At 64.5% G+C, this 22,271-nt stretch carries 23 protein-coding genes; 12 read left to right on the top strand and 11 right to left on the bottom strand.

Annotated elements, in window-relative coordinates:
- Positions 1-216: 216 nt before the first annotated feature.
- The gene (locus JNM03_RS16485; RefSeq protein WP_294038285.1) at positions 217-732 is read left to right on the top strand and encodes an FKBP-type peptidyl-prolyl cis-trans isomerase; all 516 of its coding nucleotides are present in this window, start codon (positions 217-219) and stop codon (positions 730-732) included.
- A gap of 44 nt (positions 733-776) precedes the next feature.
- On the opposite strand, the gene JNM03_RS16490 is transcribed toward JNM03_RS16485, so the two are convergent.
- The 5 genes from JNM03_RS16490 to pyrE all read right to left on the bottom strand — a co-directional run bounded on the left by JNM03_RS16490 (position 777) and on the right by pyrE (position 4,483).
- Positions 777-1,844: an AI-2E family transporter gene (locus JNM03_RS16490; protein ID WP_294038319.1), complete on the bottom strand. Its 1,068-nt coding sequence runs from the start codon at positions 1,842-1,844 to the stop codon at positions 777-779.
- Positions 1,845-1,909: 65 nt separating this feature from the next.
- On the bottom strand, positions 1,910-2,752 hold the full coding sequence (lepB, locus tag JNM03_RS16495) for a signal peptidase I (RefSeq protein WP_294038286.1): 843 nt from the start codon (positions 2,750-2,752) through the stop codon (positions 1,910-1,912).
- A gap of 2 nt (positions 2,753-2,754) precedes the next feature.
- Positions 2,755-3,156: a holo-ACP synthase gene (gene acpS, locus JNM03_RS16500; protein WP_294038287.1), complete on the bottom strand. Its 402-nt coding sequence runs from the start codon at positions 3,154-3,156 to the stop codon at positions 2,755-2,757.
- Entirely contained in the window at positions 3,153-3,899 is a 747-nt protein-coding gene (locus JNM03_RS16505; RefSeq protein WP_294038289.1) for a pyridoxine 5'-phosphate synthase, read from the bottom strand. Before JNM03_RS16505 ends, acpS begins: the two co-directional genes overlap by 4 nt.
- On the bottom strand, positions 3,896-4,483 hold the full coding sequence (pyrE, locus tag JNM03_RS16510) for an orotate phosphoribosyltransferase (RefSeq protein WP_294038290.1): 588 nt from the start codon (positions 4,481-4,483) through the stop codon (positions 3,896-3,898). Before pyrE ends, JNM03_RS16505 begins: the two co-directional genes overlap by 4 nt.
- A 233-nt stretch (positions 4,484-4,716) precedes the next feature.
- Between pyrE and coxB the strand changes: the two genes are divergently transcribed.
- The 10 genes from coxB to JNM03_RS16560 all read left to right on the top strand — a co-directional run bounded on the left by coxB (position 4,717) and on the right by JNM03_RS16560 (position 13,512).
- Positions 4,717-5,859, top strand: a complete 1,143-nt coding sequence (gene coxB, locus JNM03_RS16515; RefSeq protein WP_294038291.1) for a cytochrome c oxidase subunit II — start codon at positions 4,717-4,719, stop codon at positions 5,857-5,859.
- A gap of 16 nt (positions 5,860-5,875) precedes the next feature.
- The gene (gene ctaD / locus JNM03_RS16520) at positions 5,876-7,549 is read left to right on the top strand and encodes a cytochrome c oxidase subunit I (protein WP_294038293.1); all 1,674 of its coding nucleotides are present in this window, start codon (positions 5,876-5,878) and stop codon (positions 7,547-7,549) included.
- 59 nt (positions 7,550-7,608) lie between these two features.
- Positions 7,609-8,520, top strand: coding sequence for a heme o synthase (locus JNM03_RS16525; protein WP_294038295.1), 912 nt, complete (start codon positions 7,609-7,611; stop codon positions 8,518-8,520).
- Positions 8,517-8,666 carry a hypothetical protein gene (locus JNM03_RS16530; RefSeq protein WP_294038296.1) on the top strand — a complete coding sequence of 50 codons (150 nt, stop codon included), beginning with the start codon at positions 8,517-8,519 and terminating at the stop codon, positions 8,664-8,666. Before JNM03_RS16525 ends, JNM03_RS16530 begins: the two co-directional genes overlap by 4 nt.
- A 5-nt stretch (positions 8,667-8,671) precedes the next feature.
- Positions 8,672-9,220: a cytochrome c oxidase assembly protein gene (locus JNM03_RS16535; protein ID WP_294038298.1), complete on the top strand. Its 549-nt coding sequence runs from the start codon at positions 8,672-8,674 to the stop codon at positions 9,218-9,220.
- A gap of 82 nt (positions 9,221-9,302) precedes the next feature.
- Positions 9,303-10,178 (top strand): cytochrome c oxidase subunit 3, encoded by an 876-nt coding sequence (locus JNM03_RS16540; RefSeq protein ID WP_294038300.1) that lies wholly within the window; start codon positions 9,303-9,305, stop codon positions 10,176-10,178.
- Positions 10,138-10,566 carry a DUF983 domain-containing protein gene (locus JNM03_RS16545; protein WP_294038302.1) on the top strand — a complete coding sequence of 143 codons (429 nt, stop codon included), beginning with the start codon at positions 10,138-10,140 and terminating at the stop codon, positions 10,564-10,566. Before JNM03_RS16540 ends, JNM03_RS16545 begins: the two co-directional genes overlap by 41 nt.
- Positions 10,559-11,203 (top strand): SURF1 family protein, encoded by a 645-nt coding sequence (locus JNM03_RS16550; RefSeq protein ID WP_294038303.1) that lies wholly within the window; start codon positions 10,559-10,561, stop codon positions 11,201-11,203. The genes JNM03_RS16545 and JNM03_RS16550 overlap by 8 nt, the downstream gene beginning before the upstream one ends.
- A gap of 28 nt (positions 11,204-11,231) precedes the next feature.
- A complete protein-coding gene (thrC, locus tag JNM03_RS16555; protein WP_294038305.1) occupies positions 11,232-12,629 on the top strand; it encodes a threonine synthase in 1,398 nt (465 codons plus the stop codon).
- Between the two features lie 4 nt (positions 12,630-12,633).
- Complete coding sequence (locus tag JNM03_RS16560; protein WP_294038321.1) at positions 12,634-13,512, top strand: class I SAM-dependent methyltransferase; 879 nt, start codon at positions 12,634-12,636, stop codon at positions 13,510-13,512.
- Here JNM03_RS16560 and JNM03_RS16565 read toward each other — a convergent pair.
- The 6 genes from JNM03_RS16565 to JNM03_RS16590 are packed head-to-tail and all read right to left on the bottom strand — an operon-like array spanning position 13,509 to position 21,247.
- A complete protein-coding gene (locus JNM03_RS16565) occupies positions 13,509-14,645 on the bottom strand; it encodes a diguanylate cyclase (RefSeq protein ID WP_294038307.1) in 1,137 nt (378 codons plus the stop codon). The two genes, JNM03_RS16560 and JNM03_RS16565, sit on opposite strands and share 4 nt — an antisense overlap.
- A 30-nt stretch (positions 14,646-14,675) precedes the next feature.
- Positions 14,676-15,860 (bottom strand): acetyl-CoA C-acyltransferase, encoded by a 1,185-nt coding sequence (locus tag JNM03_RS16570; RefSeq protein WP_294038308.1) that lies wholly within the window; start codon positions 15,858-15,860, stop codon positions 14,676-14,678.
- 1 nt (position 15,861) lies between these two features.
- A complete protein-coding gene (locus JNM03_RS16575) occupies positions 15,862-17,091 on the bottom strand; it encodes an acetyl-CoA acetyltransferase (RefSeq protein ID WP_294038310.1) in 1,230 nt (409 codons plus the stop codon).
- Between the two features lies 1 nt (position 17,092).
- A complete protein-coding gene (locus tag JNM03_RS16580; protein ID WP_294038311.1) occupies positions 17,093-18,784 on the bottom strand; it encodes a class I adenylate-forming enzyme family protein in 1,692 nt (563 codons plus the stop codon).
- 1 nt (position 18,785) lies between these two features.
- Positions 18,786-20,282, bottom strand: a complete 1,497-nt coding sequence (locus JNM03_RS16585) for a carotenoid oxygenase family protein (protein ID WP_294038313.1) — start codon at positions 20,280-20,282, stop codon at positions 18,786-18,788.
- Positions 20,279-21,247 carry a nitronate monooxygenase family protein gene (locus JNM03_RS16590; RefSeq protein ID WP_294038315.1) on the bottom strand — a complete coding sequence of 323 codons (969 nt, stop codon included), beginning with the start codon at positions 21,245-21,247 and terminating at the stop codon, positions 20,279-20,281. Before JNM03_RS16590 ends, JNM03_RS16585 begins: the two co-directional genes overlap by 4 nt.
- A 116-nt stretch (positions 21,248-21,363) precedes the next feature.
- On the opposite strand from JNM03_RS16590, the gene JNM03_RS16595 reads away from it, so the two are divergent.
- Positions 21,364-22,200, top strand: a complete 837-nt coding sequence (locus tag JNM03_RS16595) for a TonB-dependent receptor (RefSeq protein ID WP_294038316.1) — start codon at positions 21,364-21,366, stop codon at positions 22,198-22,200.
- Positions 22,201-22,271 lie beyond the last annotated feature (71 nt).

The raw sequence follows: 22,271 nt of genomic DNA on the forward strand, positions 1-22,271 counted from the left end.
ATCCTGATTCGAAAAGGGGCGCTGCGGCAACGCGGCGCCCTTTTTCGTTGGAACAGCGGTGGATTGCGGGCTTTGCTCGAAAGCGGACAGTTCGATCGTCGCCATGGTTGCTGTTGGCTGGCGCCCGCGCAATTGCCTCTGGACCCTCCCGCACCCGTCCGCCTATAGGCGTGCCCGAGATTTCAGCTCCAGCCGGGGCAGGGGAAGGACAAAAGCATGAGCGTGACGACGGTTCCATTGCGCCCGGTAAGCAAGGGCGGGCTGTGGTTGATGTGGATCGGCCTGATCGCGCTGCTCGCGGCGGGGGCCGCGCTGGCCTTTCACTTCACGCCGCGGATCGGTTTCGAAACCGTCAAGGCGGGCACGGGTCCCAGCCCGACCAAGGCCGACATCGTCCTCATCAAATATGAAGGCAAGCTCGACGACGGGACTGTTTTCGACTCCAACGAACAGGCGCCGCTTCAGGTCGCGCAGGTCGTCCCCGGCTTTGCGCAGGCGCTGGCGCGGATGCAGAAGGGCGGCAAGTACAAGGTCGTCATTCCGCCAGCGCTTGGCTATGGCGACCGCGCGGCCGGGCCGATCCCGGCCGGCAGCACGCTGCATTTCGATATCGAATTGCTCGACTTCCGTTCGGAGGCCGAAGTGCGCGCGATGCAGCAGATGATGCAGCAACAACAGATGCAGCAGGGCGGCCCCGGCGCGGCTCCCGGCGGGCCGCCGCCTGCACCCTGAGGGCAACCGCACAATCCCAGGTCTCGTCCGGGCCAAAGCCGATATCAGCTTGTTGTTTTCGCTTTGGCGGCGCCGGCGTTGCGTTCGGCTTCGCGTTCCAGCGCGACCTTGATCATCGCGACGATCGGGTCGGCCAGAAATAGCCCCATGATGCCCAGCAGCGCGCCGAACAGGATCTGCGCGCCGAGGACGAGGGCGGGGGCGAGGTCGACCGTCTGCTTGGCGACCATCGGGACGATCAGATAGCCGTCGACCGTCTGGACGATGAAATAGATCGCGATCGCCCACAGGCCGGCGTCGGTTCCCGCAGAAAAGCCGACAAGGACCAGCAGCACGCCCGACACGATCGCACCGATGTTGGGAATGAAGGCGAGCAGGCCGGTCAGCAGCCCCATCAGCGCGGCCATCGGAATGCCGACGGCAAGGCAGGCGAGCCAGGTGCCGATCCCTTCGACGACCATCCCGAGCAGGCGTCCGGCCATCAGGCGGCGCAGCGTGAACCCCATGCGGGCGGTGGTGATATAGAAATTCTCGCGACTCTTCATCGGCAGCATCCACGCGACGCCGCGTTCGTAAAGCCGGGGTTCGATCGCGATGAAGATGCCGAGTACCACCACCATCACCAGGCTGGTGAGCGCCCCCAGCACGGTGCCGACCGCCGCGGTGACGCGCCCGACCGTACCCGCGATATTGTCGGTGATCGTCTTGGTGTCGAACTGAAGGTCGCCCATGCCATGCTCGCTGGCCCAGGCGGCAATGCGTTCGACCTGGCCCATGACGACGGTTTGCAGCGTGGCGGCCTGATCGGCGATTTGCGATCCGGCGAACATCACGGTCCAAACCAGGAAGGCGACAAGCGACAGGCATACGATCAGCAGCCGCCAACCGCGTCCGATCGGCAGGACACGGCCGAGCAGGCGGGTTCCACCGTCCAGGATCGCCGCGACGACGATCGCCGCAAAGATCAGGAGGATCGGCTGGATCAGGACGATGGAAATCCCGATCAAAAGCGCAAGACCCAGCCAGACAGCGGCCTTCAACAGCTCCGTCCGGACAGTCTGGCTGCGTATTTCGGTCGGCCCGGGAGCTTCCCTATGCTCGTCTTCGGCTATGGCTACGGCGACGGCTTTGGCGCGCGGCGCAGCCGGCTTTCTGGTCGTCGCCATGGCGGTCCTCCCTATTCGGTCTTGCCATTATGCGCCGGGCGCAGATTGGTTCCCGCGCGGCCGGATCGCAAGGCTTCGAACCAGCTCAGCGGATTGTACCATTCGGCGGTGCCATCCGTTGAAAAGCTGATGATCTCTGCGCGCCCGGCGATCGCGTCGAAAGGCACCGGCCCGCCAAGCCCCTTGCGATCGACTGACACGCGGCTGTCGGCGCTGCCGTCGCGGTTGTCGCCCATCAGGAACAGGTGGTCCGGCGGGACCGTGATCGGCCCGTAATCGTCGGTCATGTAACCCGGGCCCATATCGATCGTGTCAAAGGTTGCCCCGCCCGGCAGTGTCTCGCGCACGATCGGCAGTTCAAGCACGGATTTCCCCGTCGCGTCGCGGTCGAGGAAGCGGCCGAGCGTGCTATCCGGTCCCGGCATATTGTCATCGACCGGAACCGCCAGCATCGGCTGCACCTCGCGCTTGATCGGCTTGCCGTTGATGAACAGGGCGCCGCCCTTCAACTCGATCGTGTCGCCGGGCAGGCCGATCACGCGCTTGATATAGTCGATCCGGCTCTGGGGATGCTCCAGCACGACGATGTCCCCGCGTTCAGGCAGCTTGCCGAACAGGCGACCGGCGATTTTAGGCGCAAGATGAAAGCTGACCGAGGCATAGGACCAGCCATAGGGATATTTGGTCACGACCAGCCGGTCGCCGTTTCGCAACACCGGCATCATTGAATCCGACGGGATATAGAAAGGCTTGGCGACGCAGCTATGGATGCCAAGCACCAGCAGGAGGATCACGACGATATCGCGGATCAGCTTGCCCCAGCTCGTGTCGTCGTCGTTGGCTGTCTTCGCCATGCTCAGTCCTTGATTGCTTCGATGATGACAAAGGCCTGCGCCCACGGATGGTCGTCGGTCAGCGTCAGATGGATATGCGCGCGATGTCCCGGCGGGATCATCTCGGCCAGTCGCGCCGCAGCACCGCCGGTCAGGGCCAGCGTCGGGGCGCCCGATGGCGCGTTGACGACGCCGATGTCCTTCATGAACACGCCGCGCTTGAAACCGGTGCCGACCGCCTTGGAAAACGCCTCCTTGGCGGCGAAGCGCTTGGCATAGGTGCCCGCGCGAGTGAACGGACGGCGCGTCGCCTTGGCGCGCTCGATGTCGGTGAAGACGCGCTGCTCGAAACGCTCCCCGAACCGGTCGAGCGAATTCTGGATTCGCTCGATATTGCAAAGGTCGGAGCCGAGGCCGATGATCATGCCGCGCCGCGCGCCTCGTCCATCAGGTTGCGCATCCGTCGCACCGCATCTTCCAACCCCGTAAAGATCGCCTCGCCGATCAGATAATGCCCGATGTTGAGTTCGGCGAGCTGGGGGATCGCCGCCACCGGTACGACATTATCATAAGTAAGGCCGTGGCCGGCATGGGGTTCGATGCCGTTCTTCCACGCCAGGGCGGCGGCATCGGCAAGGCGGCAGAGTTCGGCGGCGCGTTCCTCGCCCTCGCAATGCGCGTAGCGGCCGGTGTGGAATTCGACGACAGGCGCTTTGAGCCGCATCGCCGCTTCGATCTGCCGCGGGTCGGGTTCGATGAACAGACTGACGCGGATGCCCGCATCGTTGAGCCGTCCGACGATCGGGGCGAGGTGATTATGCTGTCCTGCGGCATCGAGCCCACCCTCGGTGGTACGCTCCTCGCGCTTTTCCGGAACGATGCAGGCCGCGTGCGGCATATGGCGTAGCGCGATCTCCAGCATCTCGTCGGTTGCCGCCATTTCCAGATTGAGCGGCAGGTCGGTCGCCGCCTGGATCCGCGCCAGATCGTCGTCGCGAATATGGCGCCGATCTTCGCGCAGGTGGGCGGTGATGCCGTCGCCGCCGACCGCGGCAACGATCTCCGCCGCGCGGACCGGGTCGGGATGCGCGCCGCCACGTGCGTTGCGGATCGTCGCGACATGGTCGATGTTGACGCCCAGCCGCAAGCGGGAAGGACGATCGGTCACGCCGCTACGCTCCGGCTCCCGGGCTTGATCGCCGGCGTGCCCGCCAGTTCGGGCGGCAGCTCATTCTCCGCATAAGTGGGAAAGTTGATCGCGACGAGCGGGTAGAAGGGGACGCCAAGATCGATCTGGCCCGCGGAACGATCGACCAGCGCGGCCTCGGCGATCACCTCGCCGCCTGCACGGCTTACGGCCTCGATCGCTTCGCGCGACGAAAGCCCGGTCGTGACGACATCTTCGACCATCAGCACTTTGGCGCCCGCCGCAATATGAAAGCCGCGACGCAGTTCGAAGGTGCCCGTCGGGCGCTCGACGAAGATCGCGGGTTTGCCAAGCGCGCGGCCCATCTCATGCCCGATGATGACTCCGCCCATCGCGGGCGAGACGACGATATCGATTGCCTGGCGCAGATCGCGTGGCAGCTTCGCGGCAAGCGCACCCGCGAGGCGACCCGCGCGGCTGGTATCCATCAGGACGCGCGCGCACTGAAGGTAATATTCGCTGTGCCGTCCTGATGAGAGCAGGAAATGTCCTTGCAACAGGGCGTCGGCGGCGCGGAATTCGGCCAGGATTTCATCATCGGTCATGGGAGATTTTGTCTTTTGTTCCTGTCATCGCCCGGATCGGACGACCATGTTTCGGCGGTCGGGATTTGCCAGCCGTAAAATAGTGTTAGAGATGCTTGAGGCAAGCGGCAAGCGGGTCTATAGCGCCCGCGAGATTCAGCCTTAGGGACGGCTGCCGTGACGCATGTCCGGCGATCGGAACGCAAGGGCTGGGGCATCAAAAAGAACAACAGGCAACGGGCGGCACAATCCTTATGAAGAGCTTGAAAACCCCTGTAATCAAAGCGCTAATCGCGGCGTCTTTGTCGCTCGGTGCGGTGGGCGCCGCGTCTGCGGCGGCTCCGGTGGCCGCACCTGCGACCACTGCGGCGGCGACTCCGGCTCCGGCGGCTACCGATGCGGCGGCAACGACTGCGGCGCCGGCTCCCACGGACGCGGCCAAGGCCGTCGTTCCGGCGGGAGACGCGACGTACGTCCCGATGAAGCCGGCACCGTGCCCTGAGGGCGCGAAAGCCTGCGAAGGGCAGCCGACGCCCGGTGGTTGGGATTTTCAGCCGCAGGTGACGCCGCTTGGCCAGCAGGCTTATTGGTTCAATCACGCCATCCTGCTGCCGGTGATCACGGTGATCTCGCTCTTTGTTCTCGGCCTGATGCTCTGGGCGATGGTCCGCTATCGCGCAAAGGCGAACCCGGTGCCGTCGAAGACGACGCACAACACGTTCATCGAGGTGATCTGGACCGCCATCCCCGTGCTGATCCTCGCGGTGATCGCGGTGCCGTCGATCCGGCTGCTGGCGGCGCAGTATGAACCCGCCAAGAAAGAAGCGCTGACGATCAAGGTCACCGGCTACCAATGGTATTGGGGATATGCCTATCCCGACCAGGGCATCGCCGAATATGTTTCGAAGATCCTGCCGGAAGACAAGGCGAAGGCTGCGGGCGAACCCTATCACCTCGCGGTCGATAATCGCATGGTTCTTCCGGTGAATCGTCAGGTGAAGCTGATCGTTACCGGCGCCGACGTGATCCACAGCTTCGCGGTTCCGGCCTTCTGGACCAAGATGGACGCGGTTCCCGGCCGTGCCAACGAAGTGACGTTCACGCCGACCAAGGTCGGCGTCTATTACGGCCAGTGTTCGGAACTTTGCGGTGTCGATCACGGGTACATGCCGATCGCGGTCGAAGTGCTGCCGGTCGACAAGTGGGAGGCATGGGTCCGCTCGAGGGGCGGCAATCCGAACCCTGCACCGGCGGCTCCCGCCGCCGCGGCACCTGCTCCGGCTGCGGCCGTAGCGGCCCCCGTCACCGCCGCTGCGGCGCCCGCCGCCGCGGATGCCGCCACGACAGAAGCAGCGCCGGCTGCGGCACCCGCCGCTGCTCCGGCCGCCAAGAAATAACCAAGGGGTCCGACAGATGACCGATATCGCAGCGACTGCACCCGCTCACGGCCACGATCATGCACATGATCATGGTCATGACCACGACACTCCGGGCTTTTTCGTCCGTTGGTTCATGTCCACGAACCACAAGGACATCGGCACGCTCTACCTGATCTTCGCGATCATCGCCGGCATCGTCGGCGGTGTGCTTTCGGGCATGATGCGTCTCGAGCTTGCCGAACCCGGCATCCAGTATCTCCACGGCTGGGCCCAATTCTTCGATTCTTCGGCGGGCGAGACGCAGGCGAAGCATTTCTGGAACGTGATGATCACCGCCCACGGCCTGATCATGATCTTCTTCATGGTCATGCCCGCGATGATCGGTGGCTTCGGCAACTGGTTCGTGCCGCTGATGATCGGCGCGCCCGACATGGCGTTCCCGCGCATGAACAACGTCAGCTACTGGCTCACCACCGTGGCGTTCGTGATGCTCGTCGGATCGATGTTCGTCCCCGGTGGCAGCGGCCTCGGCGCCGGTACGGGCTGGACGCTCTACGCGCCGCTCTCGACCAGCGGTTCCGTCGGTCCCGCGGTCGATATGGCAATCTTCTCGGTCCACCTTGCGGGTGCCGCGTCGATCCTGGGTGCGATCAACTTCATCACCACCATCTTCAACATGCGCGCGCCGGGCATGACGCTGCACAAGATGCCGCTGTTCGTCTGGTCGGTGCTGGTCACCGCCTTCCTGCTGCTGCTGTCGCTTCCGGTTCTCGCCGCGGCGATCACGATGCTGCTGACGGACCGCAACTTCGGCACCACCTTCTATGACGCGACGGGCGGCGGTGATCCGATCCTGTACCAGCACCTCTTCTGGTTCTTCGGTCACCCCGAAGTGTACATCATGATCCTGCCGGGCTTCGGCATCGTCAGCCAGGTCATCTCGACCTTCAGCAAAAAGCCGGTGTTCGGCTATCTCGGCATGGCCTATGCCATGGTCGCGATCGGCGTCGTCGGTTTCATCGTGTGGGCGCACCACATGTTCACGGTCGGCATGAGCGTGAACCTGAAGATGTACTTCACGGCCGCGACGATGGTTATCGCGGTTCCGACGGGCATCAAGATCTTCAGCTGGATCGCCACGATGTGGGGCGGCTCGATGAGCTTCAAGACCCCCATGATGTGGGCTCTCGGGTTCATTTTCATGTTCACCGTTGGCGGTGTCACGGGCGTCGTCCTGGCGAACGGCGGCGTCGACCAGAACCTGCACGACACCTATTATGTCGTCGCGCACTTCCACTATGTGCTGTCGCTGGGAGCGGTCTTCTCGCTCTTCGCCGGCTTCTATTACTGGTTCCCGAAGATGTCGGGCCGGATGTACAACGAAGCCTTGGGTCAGTTGCACTTCTGGGTCTTCTTCATCGGCGTGAACGTCATGTTCTTCCCCCAGCACTTCCTGGGCCAGCAGGGCATGCCGCGTCGTTATCCCGACTATGCGGAAGCGTTCGCCTATTGGCACCATATCTCGTCGATCGGTTATGCGATCATGGCGGTCGGAATGGTCTTCTTCTTCCTGAACCTTCTCTATTCGATGGTCGCGGGCAAGAAGGCGGCAGACAATCCGTGGGGCGAAGGCGCGACGACGCTCGAATGGACGCTGTCGAGCCCGCCGCCGTTCCACCAGTTCAACGAACTGCCGCGCATCGCCTGATAAGCTTCGCCCTCTGCTGACATCCGGCAGGGGGCGTTGCCCAACGGGCCGGAGTAAACATGGCGCAGAGCCTGACCCACGGCGAACCGGCGCTTCCGGCCGACTGGCGCGACCTGTTCGCGCTGACGAAGCCGCGCGTGATGTCGCTGGTCGTCTTCACTGCGCTGTGCGGCCTGCTCGCGGCGCCGGGAAGCGTCCATCCGGTGCTGGCCTTCTCGTCCATCCTCGCAATCGCGCTGGGGGCAGGAGCGTCGGGCGCGCTCAATCAATGGTATGAAGCCGGGCTCGATGCGAAGATGAAGCGTACCGCCGGGCGGCCGCTTCCGGCGGGCCGGCTCGACCCGCAGACCGCGCTCCATTTCGGGGTCGGCCTCGCCGCCTTCTCGGTCTTCCTGATGCTGTTTGCCGCCAATTGGCAGGCCGCGCTACTGCTCACCATATCGATCCTTTTCTATGTCTTCGTCTACACGATGTGGCTGAAGCCGCGGACGCCGCAGAACATCGTCATCGGCGGCGCGGCGGGGGCGTTTCCGCCGATGATCGGCTGGGTCGCCGCGACGGGCAGCCTTGCGCCGCTGCCGGTGCTGCTGTTTCTGCTCATTTTCCTCTGGACCCCGCCGCACTTCTGGGCGCTCGCGCTTTTCGTGCGATCCGATTATGCCGCCGCGGGGATTCCGATGATGCCGGTCGTTGCGGGCGAAACGTCGACGCGGCGCCAGATCCTCGTCTATTCGCTGATCATGGCGGTGGGTGCGATCGCCCCCTGGCCGCTTGGCTATACGGGCAGCCTTTATGGCTGGACCGCCGTTGTCCTGTCGGCTGTTTTCGTGTTGCTGTCGATCCAGGTCGGGACGCGCACGACCGGGCAGGATGACCGGATGCAGCCTGAAAAGCGACTGTTTGCCTATTCCATTGCCTATCTCTTCATCCTGTTCGGCGCGGTCGTCGCCGACCATTGGTGGCCGCTATGACCGACGAAACACCCCCCGAACAGCCTTTCGACGAAGCCGAGTATCGCCGCCGCCAGCGCAGCCGCGCCAACCTTATGGGATGGATGCTCGGCGGACTGGCGCTGCTGTTCTTCTTCATCACGCTTGCGCGGATGGTCGGGAAATGAAGGCGATGTCGCGCAATGCGAAGACCGCCTCGCTCGCCACACTGCTTGCGGTGGCGATGGTCGGCCTCGGTTTCGCGGCGGTTCCGCTCTACAACCTCTTCTGTCGCGTCACCGGCTATGGCGGCACGACGCAGCGCTTCGATCCGGTTGCCGCGGCGGCCGAACCGAAGATCCTGAACGATACGATTTCGGTGCGTTTCGATGCCAATGTATCGCCGAAGCTGCCGTGGAAATTCTATCCCGAGCATCCGACCGACACGGTCAGTATCGGCGCGCGCGACATGGCGATCTTCATTGCCGAGAACCAGTCGGCACATCCGGTCGTCGGCACCGCCAGCTTCAACGTCACGCCTGATGCGGCCGGCAAATATTTTACCAAGATCCAGTGCTTCTGCTTCACCCAGCAGACGCTGAAGCCGGGTGAGCAGATCCGTATGCCGGTGCTGTTCTTCGTCGATCCGAAGATCAAGGACGATCCCGATGCGCGCGACATCGAAGAAATCACCCTCAGCTATACCTTCCACCCTGTAGACGGGGACAAAAACGCGAGCTAAGGCCGCATCCAAAGAGTCTTACCAAGGACCGGCGGGCGATGGGGAATCGCGATGCTGGGGCTGCTAAAACGGGAAAATCGCCATGTCCGGTGCCAAACATCATGACTATCACCTCGTAAATCCCAGCGTCTGGCCGATGATCGGTTCGATCGCGGCGCTCGTCATGTTCTTCGGGCTCGTGATGTGGATGCACGCCGATTATTTCGGCGGCGCGGGAAAATGGGTGTTCGGCGCGGGCATCATGGGCGTGATCGCCACCTTCTTCAGCTGGTGGTCGGACGTCATCAACGAGGCGCATGCCGGCGACCACACCCCGGTCGTCCAGCTTCACCTTCGCTATGGCATGATCCTGTTCATCGCGTCGGAAGTCATGTTCTTCGTGGGCTGGTTCTGGGCCTGGTTCGACTTTTCGCTTTTCCCGGTTCCGGTCGAGATCGTCGATGGTGCCGTGACGTCGCTGTTCGGACAGGACGGCGCCGCCGCCATTACCGTGTGGCCGCCGAAGGGCATCCACGTCATCGATGCCTTCTCGCTGCCCCTGCTCAACACGTTGATCCTGCTCTGCTCGGGCACGACGATCACCTGGGCGCACCATTCGCTGATTCACGGCGACCGCGAAGGGCTCAAGAAGGGTCTCTGGGCGACGATCATCCTGGGCCTGCTGTTCAGCTGCATTCAGGCCTATGAATATGCCGAGGCGCCGTTCCCGTTCGGTACGATCAACTATACGTCGGCCTTCTTCATGGCGACGGGGTTCCACGGGTTCCACGTTCTCGTCGGCACGATCTTCCTGATCGTCTGCCTTGTTCGCACCTATAAGGGCCACTTTACCCCGACCCAGCATTTCGGGTTCGAAGCGGCCGCCTGGTACTGGCACTTCGTCGACGTGGTGTGGCTGTTCCTCTTCATCATCGTCTATGTCTGGGGTGGCTGGGGCGCGCCGGTCGCCGCGCACTAAGTTGCCGGACGACACCCACGAACAAAAAGGGCAGCCGCCGATCTGGCGCGCTGCCTTTTTTGCGACCTGTCCCGAATGTGGTGCATCGGGTCTGTTTGAACGCGGCGTGCGATTCCGCGATCGCTGCCCATCGTGCGGGCTGGATTACGGCCGATACAATGTCGGCGATGGTCCCGCGGCCTTTCTGACCCTGATTATCGGCGCGCTGCTGATCGCCCTGGCGCTTGGGCTCGACGCGGCGCTGCACCCGCCGCTCTGGCTGCACGCGATTCTCTGGATACCGTTGACGATCGCGGCGGTTCTTTATGGCCTGCGGGTGGGCAAGGCGGCCCTGCTGGCGAGCGAGCATCAGCGGCAGGCCGCGCAAGGAAAGTTGAGCGATGACTGAACCCGCCGCCGCAGCGCCCCGCCGCTGGCCGATCGTTCCGACGATTGTCGTCCTCTGTGCTGTCGCGGTGATGATCGCGCTCGGCGTCTGGCAACTTCAGCGCAAGACCGAAAAGGAAGCGCTGATCGCGCTCTATGAACGCAATCGCGCGATGTCGTCGCTTGTCACCTATCCCAAACTGCCGCCGGTCGCCGATGCGATGCTGTTTCGCAAGAGCAGCGTCGTGTGCCTTGAGGTCGTCAAATGGGATCAGCGCGGCGGCAACGACCGCAAGGGACGCTCGGGCATTCGTATGATCGCCGACTGCCGCACGGGAGCCGAGGGTCCCGGCGTGCTCGTCGATGTCGGCATCGGCGACGATTTCACGCCGCCGCCGTGGACGGGCGGGACCGTTCAGGGAACGATCGTTCCCGGTCCCGAACAGCCGTCGATGATCGCCCGGCTCACCGGCAAGGCCGTTCCCGCGCGCGCGATGCTGGTGGCCGACGAACCTGTCGCCGGACTCCGCGCCAGCGCGGTACCGACCGGCGCCGATGTCCCGAACAACCATCTCGCCTATGCCTTCCAATGGTTCTTTTTCGCCATCGTTGCGCTGATTATCTATACCCTGGCGGTCCGCCGCCGCTTGCAGCCGTGACGGTGCATCGCTAGGCGCTGTGTCCGTCATGGACTATATCAGCACCCGCGGCTCCGCGCCGACCCTCGACTTTCGCGCCGCTACGCTGGCGGGCCTCGCCGGCGACGGCGGACTTTACGTGCCGGCGCAATGGCCGCGGATGACGGCTGCGGATATCCGTGCCCTCGCCGGGCTCGACTATGTCGAAACCGCGGTGCGCGTGATGACGCCGTTCGTCGCGGGCGTCCTCGACGAACAGGAGCTTCGCGAGCTTTGCAAAGCCGCCTACAGCCGCTTTGGCCATGATGCGGTGACGCCGCTCGTCCAGCTCGACCATCGCCACTGGCTGCTCGAGCTTTTCCATGGCCCCACGCTGGCCTTCAAGGACGTGGCGCTGCAACTGCTCGGCCAGTTGTTCGAGAAGTTCCTGGCCGGCGGCAACACCGATATCACGATCGTTGGCGCGACATCGGGCGACACCGGGTCGGCGGCGATCGAGGCGGTTGCGGGGCGGGAGCATATCCGCATTTTCATGCTCCACCCCGAAGGTCGGGTCAGCGATGTTCAGCGCCGCCAGATGACAACAGTCCTCGCGCCGAATGTCCACAATATCTCGATCGAGGGCAGTTTCGACGACGCGCAGGCAATGGTGAAGCGGCTGTTCGGCGATGCCGACGCGCGCGGCGCGCTGACCCTGTCGGCGGTGAACAGCATCAACTGGGCACGGCTGATGGCGCAGGTCGTCTATTACTTCTATGCGGCGGTCCGCCTTGGCGCGCCCGACCGGCCCGTCGCCTTCAGCGTCCCCACCGGCAACTTCGGCGATGTCTTTGCGGGTTATGTCGCGGCGCGCATGGGGCTGCCGGTGGCGCGGCTCGTTGTCGCGACCAACGTCAATGATATCCTCCATCGCGCGCTGTCGCAGGGCGATTACAGCGCGGGAACCGTCACTGCCACCGCGACGCCCAGCATGGATATTCAGGTCAGCAGCAATTTCGAGCGCCTGCTTTTCGACCTGGCGGGCCGTGACGGTTCGGCGATCGCCGGGATGATGGGCGAGTTCGAGGCCAACCGGGCCATGCGCATCCCCGCCGACATGCTTGCCGGCGCGCGCGATCTTTTCTCCAGCGCGCGGATCGATGCCGACGGCATGACGCTGGCGCTGCGCTGGGCTCAGGAAAAGGGCGGCCAGATCATCGATCCGCACAGCGCGGTTGGCCTGGCCGCAGCGCGCGAATTGGCGATCGACGAGGATGTACCGGTCGTGACGCTTGCAACCGCGCACCCGGCGAAGTTTCGCGACGCGGTCGAACGCGCGACGGGTGTGCGCCCGACGCTCCCGGCCCGGCTCGGCAATCTGTTCGAGCGCGAGGAACGCTATACGAAACTTCCAGGCGATTATGACGCGGTGAAAGCCCATATTCTCGCGGAAGCCGCTCGTGGCTGACCTGCTGCCGCTGGCCACGCTGGTTGGCGAGGCCTGGGACGATTATGGACTGATCGACAGTGGCGGCGGTCGCAAGCTCGAACGCTATGGACCCTATCGCTTCATTCGCCCCGAACCGCAGGCGATGTGGCAGCCGGCGCTGGAGGAGGGAGAGTGGGCGGCCGCCGACGGCGAGTTCATTCCGGCGTCCGACGACGATGGTGGTGGGCGCTGGTACTATAACAAGCCTGTCCCGGCCGGTGGCTGGCCGCTGGCGTGGCGCGAAGCGCGTTTCACCGCGAGCTGCACGCCGTTCCGGCATCTGGGCTTCTTTCCCGATATGGCGCCGGTCTGGGACTGGCTGCGCGGGCAAGTGGCGGACAAGCCCGACCCGGCTTTCCTGAACCTGTTCGGATACACCGGGGTCGGCAGCCAGGCGCTTGCATCGGCGGGCGCCGCGGTGACGCATGTCGATGCCTCGAAGAAATCGGTCGCGCAGGCGCGCGAGAATGCCGAACTGGCCGGGATGGCGGAACGGCCGATCCGCTGGATCGTCGACGACGCGGGCAAGTTCACCGCACGCGAGGTCCGGCGGGAACGGCGCTATGATGCGATTCTGCTCGACCCGCCGAAATTCGGGCGCGGGCCGGGCGGCGAACGCTGGCAGTTGGAGGAAGGGCTCGCCCCGCTCCTTGCCGACTGTCGTCGATTGCTCGACGCGGACAGCCGCGCGCTGTTCCTTACCGTCTATGCGGTGCGGATGTCGGCGCTGGCGATCGGCGAGCTGCTCGCACAGCTTTTCGTCGATCTGCCGGGGAAGATCGAGTGCGGTGAACTCGCAGTGCGCGAAGAGGCGCGGGGGCTGTTGCTGCCGACCGCGATCTTCGCGCGCTGGAGTCGTTAGGGCTTCGGTTCGGCCAGCTCGATGCGGTTGCGGCCGCTTTCCTTCGCGCGATACAGCGCTTCGTCGGCGGCCTTGAGCGCCGCTCGGGAATCGCCGAAGCCGAAGACGTCGGCAACGCCGCCGGAGAAGGTGATCTGCCCGAACGGCTGATCGGTCTTGCGGTTGATCAGACGCCGCTCGGAAAGGCTTTCGCGGGCTTCGTCCAGCCGCTTGGCTGCCTCGCTCGGCGGCAGGCCGCGAAACAGCATCACGAATTCTTCGCCGCCGTGGCGCGCGACATGGCAATGATCGTCGGATATCCTCGCCAGCGTATCGGCGATCAGCTTGATCACGCGGTCGCCGGCCTCGTGGCCGTGCGTGTCGTTGACCTTCTTGAACTCGTCGATATCGCAGAAGGCGACCGACAGGGGTTCGATCGCGGCGCGTGCTTCTTCGTAATGGCGTTCCAGCAGGACTTCGAAGGCGCGGCGGTTGGGAAGGCCGGTCAGAAAGTCGATTTCGGCATCGCGTTTCGCGCGGGCGAGGCTGCGGCGCAGGCCGCGGGCCTCGTCTTCGCTCTTGCGCATTTCCTCTTCGGCATGGCGCGTGCGTTCAAGCATGACCTTCGCGATGTCGGCGAGGTGCGACACGAGCTCGCCGGCCTTCTGGACATCCTGGAGGTCGCTGACATGCGCTTCCAGCTTCGTGCCATATTCGCTGGTCGCGTTCCGCGCGGCCTTGGTGTTGGTCTGAAAGGTTTCGAGGTTCGATTCGAGGCGTGCGACCATCCGATCGAGGTCGGCGCGGTCTGGCTGGATCGGCTCTTGCTGGGCGAGCTCGTCGAGCCACTCCTGGGTGATGCCTTCGCCGGTCTGCGACCGCGTCGCGATCTGGCGCGCCAGCCTCGGGTTGATCCCCGAAAAGGCGCTGTGCGCGATCAGCAGGTTCGTTGCGGTGATATCAAGGTCGTGATCGAGCAGAAAGGCTCCGATCGCGCTGACCACCTGCTGCCGCCCTTCGCGGAGCAGGTCACGTGTCGCTCCCGAACCCCCCGTGCCTATCTCTTCGCGGGCGCTGTCTTGCGCCCCTCGAAGTCCAAGCCAGCCCAGGAGCCGCCCGACCGGCTCGTTCGAAGATGTTGCATGTGTGGTCATGCGACTTTTAACGGGCGATGCTTGCCGGGTTTAAGCGCTGTTATTCATATTTCCGGTCATTCGCTCGACGATCATCGCGGCGCCCACGCCCATCGCGCCGGTCAGCACGACAAGACCGTATTTTCCGTCGCTTGCGTCGAGCGCGTCGAGCAGGCTGGACGTCAGGATCGCGCCGCTTGCGCCCATCGGATGCCCCTTGGCCAGATGCCCGCCCGCGACATTGACGCGCGCCGGATCGACCGGACGATCACGCAGGAATTTCGCGATCGTGACGGCGAAAGCTTCCATGAATTCGACGCGGTCCATGTCGGCGAGGTTCAGGCCGGCGCGGGCGAGCACCTTGTCCATCGCAGAAAATCCGGCGGTGAGCGACGCCGCCGGATCGCCGCCGCTTTCGGCAAAGGCGAGCACGCGGGCGCGCGGCGCTGGACCCGCTCCTTCACTGCCGACAAGCGCAAGTCCCGCGCCGTCGCATACGGGCGGCGCGTGCGCGATCGCGTGGAGCGGCTCGAACCTCCGGTTTTCAAGCGCGCCGGCATAAATATCCTGCAACTCGCCAAAGGCGGCCGGCATCGCCGCGACCGATTCCGCGGTCGTTTGCGGCCGGATACACTCCTCGCCGGTCAGGCGTCCGGTGGCGATGCGCGAATATTGCAGCGCGCTGTCGCTTTCCGCCACGGCGGCCCTTTGTTGTGACGCGACGGCAACGGCGTCCAGATCGGCCCGGCCGATGCCCTCGTCGTGCGCAAGCCGGTCGGCGGCGAGTACCGGCGGGACGAACCGGGCGCGCGGCGGCAATTCGTCGTTGGAATAGAAGGCCGCCCGATCGCCGAGGAATGGGCTTTGGCTCATCGATTCGACGCCGCCGGCAAGGGCCAGGGCGACCTCCCCGCTCGCGACCCTCGCCACGGCCTGTCCGATCGCCGACAGCCCCGAGGCGCAATAATTGTTGACGCTGTGAGCGGCGACCGTGTCGGGAAGCCCGGCATGCAACTTTGCCAGCATCGCGATATGGCCGCCTTGCGCCCCCGATTGCGTGACGCAGCCGAGGATCAAGGCCTCGGGGCGACGCACCGCATCGCCGCAGCGCGCGGCAAGGGCGGTTATCTGTCCGCGAACCAGTTCCTGCGGGGAAAGGTCGGCAAGGCCGCCATCGGGCCGCGCCTTGCCGCGCGGCGTCCGTACCGCGTCGTAGAGAAAGACCCCGTTTGCCAAATCAGACGCCGACGACGAAACTGACCGCGGTGGTGGCGCTGCCGCCGACGTTGAAGGTCGCGAAATTCCTTGCGCCCTCGACCTGATAGTCGCCGGCCCTTCCGGTCACCTGCCGCCAGCCGTCGAGCAGCATACGCACGCCTGTTGCGCCGACCGGATGGCCCAGGCCGATAAGGCCGCCCGATGGATTGACCGGCAGCTTGCCGCCCAGCGCGATCGTGCCGTCTTCGACCGCGCGCCAGCTTTCGCCCGGCGCCGTGATACCGAAATGGTCGATCGCCATATATTCGGTGATCGAAAAGCAGTCATGCACTTCGACCCCGTCGCAGGCGTAGATGTCGGGCATTTCGGCGCGGCGCAGCGCGTCCATCATCGCCTTGCGCACGCTCGGGAAGACATAGTCGCCGCCGCGGCTGCCCGCGACCTTGGTCGAATAGAGGAGGGGGGCGGTGGCGTGGCCCCAGCCCTTGATGCGCGGGATGCTCTCGACCGGGATGCTGCGGCGCTTGGCGTAGGCCTCGGCGACTTCGCGCGAGGCAAGGAAGATCGCGGCGGCGCCGTCGGTGACCTGCCCGCAATCGGATTTGCGAAGCGAGCCTTCGATCAGCGGATTGATCTCGTCATTCTCGGCCAGATGCGCGTCGGTGATCGCCCAGCCGCGCGTCTGTGAATTCGGATTCTTCTTCGCGTTGGCAAAGTTGTTCGCCGAAATGGCACGCAGATGCGAACGGTCGAGCCCGAAGCGCTCGTCATACTCCTCGGCGACGCGCGCGAACATATACGGCCAGAGATAGCGTGCATCCTGTGCCTCGCGCCCGGCCCACGCGGCGGCTCCCAGATATTCGGCGGCGCGCTGGCCGGGGACATTGCGCATCAGTTCGATGCCCAGCACCAGGGCCAGGCCATAACGCTCGGCCTCGATCTCGGCGGCGGCGGCGAGGATCGCGATGCTGCCCGAGGCGCACGCTGCTTCATGCCGCGACGCCGGAACGCCCGCGAGATCGGGGTGTACATGGCCGAAGAAGCCGCCGAGCTGGCCCTGTCCCGCGAACAGTTCGCCGACGAAATTCCCGACATGCGCGGTCTCGACCTCTTTCGGTTCGATACCTGTGGCGGCGAACGCCGCTTCGGCGACATCGCGAAACAGTTCGAACAATCCGCCGCCCTCGCGCTCGATGTTGCGCGAAAAATCGCTCTGCGCGCCGCCGAGAATGAAGACGTCTTTCGCCATGTCAGGCTTCCTTCTGCAAAGTCGCAAGCGCCATTTCGCGTACCTCGCTGCGCATCACCTTGTTCGTGACGTTGCGCGGCAGCGCGTCAAAGCGGAACAGTCGCTCGGGGAGTTTGAAAACCGCAAGATCCTTTTCGCGAAGATAGCTCACCACGTCGGGCAGCCCGACGTCGTCGGCCCCGCGCGGAACATAGGCCATCCCGATGCGCTCTCCCATCGTCGGGTCGGGCAACGAAAAGACGCAAGCCTCGGCAAGCAGCGGATGGCCGCCCAGCAACTGGTCGATCTCCTCGGGCGAAATGTTCACGCCGCCGCGGATGATCAGATCCTTGCAGCGCCCGACAAAGCGGTAGAAGTCACCCCCCTCGGCAATCTCGAACAGGTCGCCGGTGCGGAACCAGCCGTCGTCGGTAAAGGCCTCGGCGGTGCGCTCGGGCGCGTTGTGATAGCCCTCGAACAAGGTTGGACCGCGGATCTGCAACTCGCCCGACATGCCGTCGGCCTCGATCGGATCGCCGCCGCCGGGCGGGACGAGCCGGCTTTCGATATTCGGTGCCCGGCCTTCACCATAAGGGCGCTGATAGGTACCGCGGCGTGGAAACAGGCTGGCGCGCTTGTCGGGATCGGGCATGTCGCCTTCGCTAGTGATAAAGCTCATTCCCTCGTTCGACCCGAAGACGTTGACGATGATGATGCCAAGCTTTTCCTGAAAGCCGCGAACCATGGCCGGCGCCAGCGGAGCCGAGCCCGACGCGATGACGCGCAGGCTGGACAGGTCGACCGACGCAAGCAGCGCCTCGTTCTGGAGGAGCATGTTGAGCACGGCGGGCGGGGCGATCGTCAGGCTCGGCCGCTCGGTCGCGATCTGCTTGAGGTAGATCGCGGGGTCGAAGGGATGATGCAGCACCATCGTCCCCGCGCTCGTCAGCCAGCACATGGTAATGCCGCCGATGCTCGCCATGTTGATCAGCGGGAAGGGATTGAGCAGGATATCGCCGGGTCCGACCTTCATCGCCTCGTAACCCGCGCCCGCGACCGCGATCCAGTGATTGTGGCTGCGCGGCACGCCTTTCGGGACGCCGGTGGTGCCCGATGTCCAGCAGATGGTGAAGATGTCGTCGGCATCGACCGGGTTGGCGGCGACATGCGCCGCGAGCGCGTCGGCATCGCCGCTGGCTGCGGACAGGTCGAGTGCGCCGTCAGGGGCGTCGGGGCCGAACGTCATCAACCGGATGGCGCCGAGCAACGGCTGTGCGACGCCGACATGATCGCTGCCCTTGACGCGCGTGGCGCAGACGAAGGCCTGGGGCTCGACGATCCCGATCATCTCTTTGAGCTCGTGGCCGCGATATTGCACCGCCGCCGGGCTGACGATCGCGCCGATCTTTGCCGCCGCGAAATAGAGCGCGACGAACTCGCTGATGTTGGGAAGCTGGACAAGCAGCACATCGTCCTTGCCGATACCGGCGCCGATGAGCGCACCCGCAAGCCGGTCGATTTCGGCGCCAAGCGCGGTATAGTCCAGCCGCTGCGGTTCGCCGAACGCGAAGTCGGCGCGGTTGGGGGCATCGACGAGCGCCAGCCGGTCGGGGTGCGCCGCGGCATTGGCCGCGAACAGGTCGGCGAAGCTCTTGTCGCCCCACCATCCGCTAGCCCGATGCCGCCGTCTTTTTTCCTCGCCCGCCGCGATCATGTCAGGCGGCCAGCACGCTGTTTTCGCGCATCCCGATATCGTCGCCGCTGGCCCACACGGTGTGCGTCCCCGAACAGATGCGTTCGGGCAGGATGATCCGGCAGACCGGCCCGGCGGCAATATTCTTCGCGTCGATCAGGACACATTCGCTGGTGTCGTTCTCGAGGTCGGCGATGAAGGATACAAGATAGCCGTCATCTTCGTCCTTCGCGTCGATGCGCGGCGCGAAGGGCGCCTCGCTGCCAAAGCGGCCGGGACCGAATTCATAGGACGTGCTGGTCCGGGCATCGAGGTCGTGCTTCACCAGTCCGCGGAACAGGAACCAGCCCGGCTCGGGGATCGCGCTGTACGCATAGCGATAGGGCTTGCCGGCATAGCGCTGGTTGAACATCCCGAATTCGAGGTCGCGTTCGTCGAGCCGCTCTTCGCGGGTTTCCCCGGTCGCAAGGTTGAAGCGCCAGCGATGGAGCCGCGGCTTGAGCAATCCCTGATCGAGATACGCCATCATCCGCTCGAGCCCCTCTGGCGCGTTCGGATAGGATTTCGGCATCGGCTCTTCCTGATAATAGCCATCGAGGATGATCTCGTCGCCGTCCTCCCAGGCGTTGAGCCAGTGTAGCGTGTACGTCGCTTCGGCCTCGAACCAGCGGATATCCTCGGGCTGGCCGTGGCGCGGGATGATCGCGAAGCGCGTCTTTTCGTCGGGATGGAACTGTACGACGTGCAAATTCCGCTCGAGCAGCTCCTCGTTCCAATAGAGCGGCATGTCGTTGAGGATCGTGTAATTCTGGGTGAACGCCATATCGTGCGGCAGGCGCGGTCCCGCGAGCGGCACGGGGATATAGTGCTTGAGCTTGTTGTCCGCCCCGACGACGCCATAATGCATGAAGGGCGCGTGCTTCGAATAGTTGAAGAACATCAGCTCGCCGGTGGCAAGATCGACCTTGCAGTGCGCCGAAATGCCGTCGAGCGGGACCCAGCTTTCGGTGCCATATTGCTCGAGCGTGAAGGGGTCGAGCCGATAGGCCTCGCCGCACTGATAGAAGGTGGAGATGATCCGGCCGGCATGGATCGCGACGTCGGTCGATGACGAATCCTTCAACCATTCCTGCGCACCCCAGCCGTGGCGTGTCGATTTGTGCGGCGGCTCCATCAGCCCGGCCCACAGCGAACGACCCGCTTCCTTCTCGGCCTCGAACCCCTTGGTGCGTACGAAGCGGCTGCGATAGCTCGCGCGGCCGTTCTTGAAGGAAATCGCGTGGATGAATCCGTCGCCATCGAAGGGGTGATACCGGCCGATCGGTTCGTGTATCTGATTCTCGCCGGTGCGCACGTACACACCGTCGATATCGTCGGGGATCGTCCCGATCACTTCGGCATCGCCGTTGGCGAAGATCGCGTCCCATTCGTTATAGGTCGGTCGCCAGGCGTCCTTCATATAAGGATGGTCGTTCGGCTGGACCGTCGATGCGATCGTTTCGACAAGCTGTGCGGTCATGCGAGGATTCCTTCGGCAGGGGCAAAACGCGGCCTTGCGGCGGCGGCATCATACTCGGAAACAAGGCGCGCGACGATATCCGCGACCGGTTCGACCCCGCGCACCGCGCCGACGCCCTGACCCGCGGACCAGACATTTTTCCATGCCTTCGCATCGTCCTGCGCGTCGGAAAAGTTCGGGCGCTTGTCCTCGGGCATGTTCGCGGGGTCGTAACCCGCGGCGATCAGGCTGGATTTCAGCCAGTTGGCGGTCACTCCGGTAATGCCCTTCGAAGGCACGATGTCCTCGGCGCCCGCCGCGACCACCATCGCCTTGTACCCCGGCACCGCCATGCTCTCGGCGCAGGCGATCAACGAGGTGCCAAGATAGGCAAGATCGGCGCCGAGGATTTCGGCCGCACGCACCGCATGGCCGGTCGAGATCGCGCCGCCGAGCACCAGCGGTCCGTCCCAGAACTGGCGCACCTCTTCGACGAAGGCGAAACCTGCGGTCGCACCCGTATGCCCGCCGGCGCCCGCCGCGACGAGGACCAGCCCGTCGACGCCGGCGGCTGCTGCCTTGCGCGCGAAGCCCACCGAGTTGACGTCGGAGAACACCAGCCCGCCATAGGAATGAATTTCCTCGACGACGCGGGCCGGGCTGCCGAGCGCGGTGATGACCAGCGGAACCTTGTGGCGCACCACGCAGGCGAGGTCTTCGGACAAGCGGCTGTTCGACGGATGGACGACCAGGTTGACCGCCCATGCCGCCGCGTCTGGGTCGTTCGACAAGGCCGCGTCGATCCGGCTCACCCAGTCTTCAAGGTCGGCGGACGTCCGGGCATTGGGGGCCGGGAAGCTGCCGATCACCCCGGCGCGCGAGGACGCGATCACCATCTCCGGACCCGACACCAGGAACATCGGCGCGGCGATGGCCGGTAACCGCAAATTGCGCGTCAGCGCGGGTGGAAGGCCGTGTCCCGGCACTGTCGATCCTCTCTCAAATTATCTGACTTGCATAACGATACTTAAAGACGATATGAGTCGCAAGGCCAGAAAAACATCGCGGAGCCAACCCGACGATGGTGGGAGGGAGAGACTTCATGAAAAAGCATTACGTCGCGCTGCTCGCTGCATCGGCGCTCGCGAGCCCGGCAACCGCCTTTGCGCAGGATGCGGCTCCGGCCGAGGATCAGGGCGGGCTGGAAGAGATTATCGTGACCGCGCAGAAGCGCGCCGAAGGGCTGTCGGATGTGCCGATCTCGATCTCCGCCGTCAGCGGCAAGCAGATCGAAAGCTATGGCCAGACCAACCTCGAACAGATTTCCTCGTCGGTCCCGAACCTCAAGATCACCCAGACCGCGATCGCCAATCGTATCGCGATCCGCGGTATCGCCTCAGGCGACAACAAGGGTTTCGAACAGTCGGTCGCGATGTTCGTCGATGGCGTCTATTACGGCCGCGACCAGCTTTCGCGCTTGCCGCTGATCGACATGGAGCGCGTCGAAGTGCTGCGCGGGCCGCAGCCGACCCTGTTCGGCAAGAATGCGATCGCCGGTGCAGTCAACATCACGACGCGCAGCCCGACCGACGAATTCGAAGGCTCGGTCTCGGGCCTCTACGAATTCAACCACAAGGAATTCCAGCTCACCGGCGTGCTGTCGGGGCCGTTGAGCGACGGCGTCGAGGCGCGTGTCGTCGGTTACTACCGGACGATGGACGGCTATTTCTACAACACGAAGCTGGACCGCGACGAACCGAACGTCGACGAGAAATATTTCCGCGGAAAGCTGGAATTCGACCGCGGAGGACCGTTTGCGGCCGAACTGAAGCTTGAATATGCGGACTTCGAGGCGAAGGGTCAGCCGCGCGTGTCAAACGGCGTTCAAAAGGGACCCCCGATCGGCGTCGAAGAGGGACCCCCTTTTCGGATAATATGATGCTGGTTTGTTGAAGATGGCCTTGCGCTGCGTGCGGCGGAGGGCGGGCGTAGCCCGACCGGAGGCGCGCG

This window comes from Sphingopyxis sp., assembly GCF_016793825.1.
Lineage (GTDB): Bacteria > Pseudomonadota > Alphaproteobacteria > Sphingomonadales > Sphingomonadaceae > Sphingopyxis.

What these genes read in the sequence shown, in the direction of transcription:
- JNM03_RS16485 (WP_294038285.1), top strand. Translation starts at nt 217, where the DNA reads ATGAGCGTGACGACGGTTCCATTGCGCCCGGTAAGCAAGGGCGGGCTG.
- lepB (WP_294038286.1), bottom strand. Translation starts at nt 2,752, where the DNA reads ATGGCGAAGACAGCCAACGACGACGACACGAGCTGGGGCAAGCTGATC.
- acpS (WP_294038287.1), bottom strand. Translation starts at nt 3,156, where the DNA reads ATGATCATCGGCCTCGGCTCCGACCTTTGCAATATCGAGCGAATCCAG.
- pyrE (WP_294038290.1), bottom strand. Translation starts at nt 4,483, where the DNA reads ATGACCGATGATGAAATCCTGGCCGAATTCCGCGCCGCCGACGCCCTG.
- coxB (WP_294038291.1), top strand. Translation starts at nt 4,717, where the DNA reads ATGAAGAGCTTGAAAACCCCTGTAATCAAAGCGCTAATCGCGGCGTCT.
- ctaD (WP_294038293.1), top strand. Translation starts at nt 5,876, where the DNA reads ATGACCGATATCGCAGCGACTGCACCCGCTCACGGCCACGATCATGCA.
- JNM03_RS16525 (WP_294038295.1), top strand. Translation starts at nt 7,609, where the DNA reads ATGGCGCAGAGCCTGACCCACGGCGAACCGGCGCTTCCGGCCGACTGG.
- JNM03_RS16530 (WP_294038296.1), top strand. Translation starts at nt 8,517, where the DNA reads ATGACCGACGAAACACCCCCCGAACAGCCTTTCGACGAAGCCGAGTAT.
- JNM03_RS16535 (WP_294038298.1), top strand. Translation starts at nt 8,672, where the DNA reads ATGTCGCGCAATGCGAAGACCGCCTCGCTCGCCACACTGCTTGCGGTG.
- JNM03_RS16540 (WP_294038300.1), top strand. Translation starts at nt 9,303, where the DNA reads ATGTCCGGTGCCAAACATCATGACTATCACCTCGTAAATCCCAGCGTC.
- JNM03_RS16545 (WP_294038302.1), top strand. Translation starts at nt 10,138, where the DNA reads ATGTCTGGGGTGGCTGGGGCGCGCCGGTCGCCGCGCACTAAGTTGCCG.
- JNM03_RS16550 (WP_294038303.1), top strand. Translation starts at nt 10,559, where the DNA reads ATGACTGAACCCGCCGCCGCAGCGCCCCGCCGCTGGCCGATCGTTCCG.
- thrC (WP_294038305.1), top strand. Translation starts at nt 11,232, where the DNA reads ATGGACTATATCAGCACCCGCGGCTCCGCGCCGACCCTCGACTTTCGC.
- JNM03_RS16565 (WP_294038307.1), bottom strand. Translation starts at nt 14,645, where the DNA reads ATGACCACACATGCAACATCTTCGAACGAGCCGGTCGGGCGGCTCCTG.
- JNM03_RS16575 (WP_294038310.1), bottom strand. Translation starts at nt 17,091, where the DNA reads ATGGCGAAAGACGTCTTCATTCTCGGCGGCGCGCAGAGCGATTTTTCG.
- JNM03_RS16580 (WP_294038311.1), bottom strand. Translation starts at nt 18,784, where the DNA reads ATGATCGCGGCGGGCGAGGAAAAAAGACGGCGGCATCGGGCTAGCGGA.
- JNM03_RS16585 (WP_294038313.1), bottom strand. Translation starts at nt 20,282, where the DNA reads ATGACCGCACAGCTTGTCGAAACGATCGCATCGACGGTCCAGCCGAAC.
- JNM03_RS16595 (WP_294038316.1), top strand. Translation starts at nt 21,364, where the DNA reads ATGAAAAAGCATTACGTCGCGCTGCTCGCTGCATCGGCGCTCGCGAGC.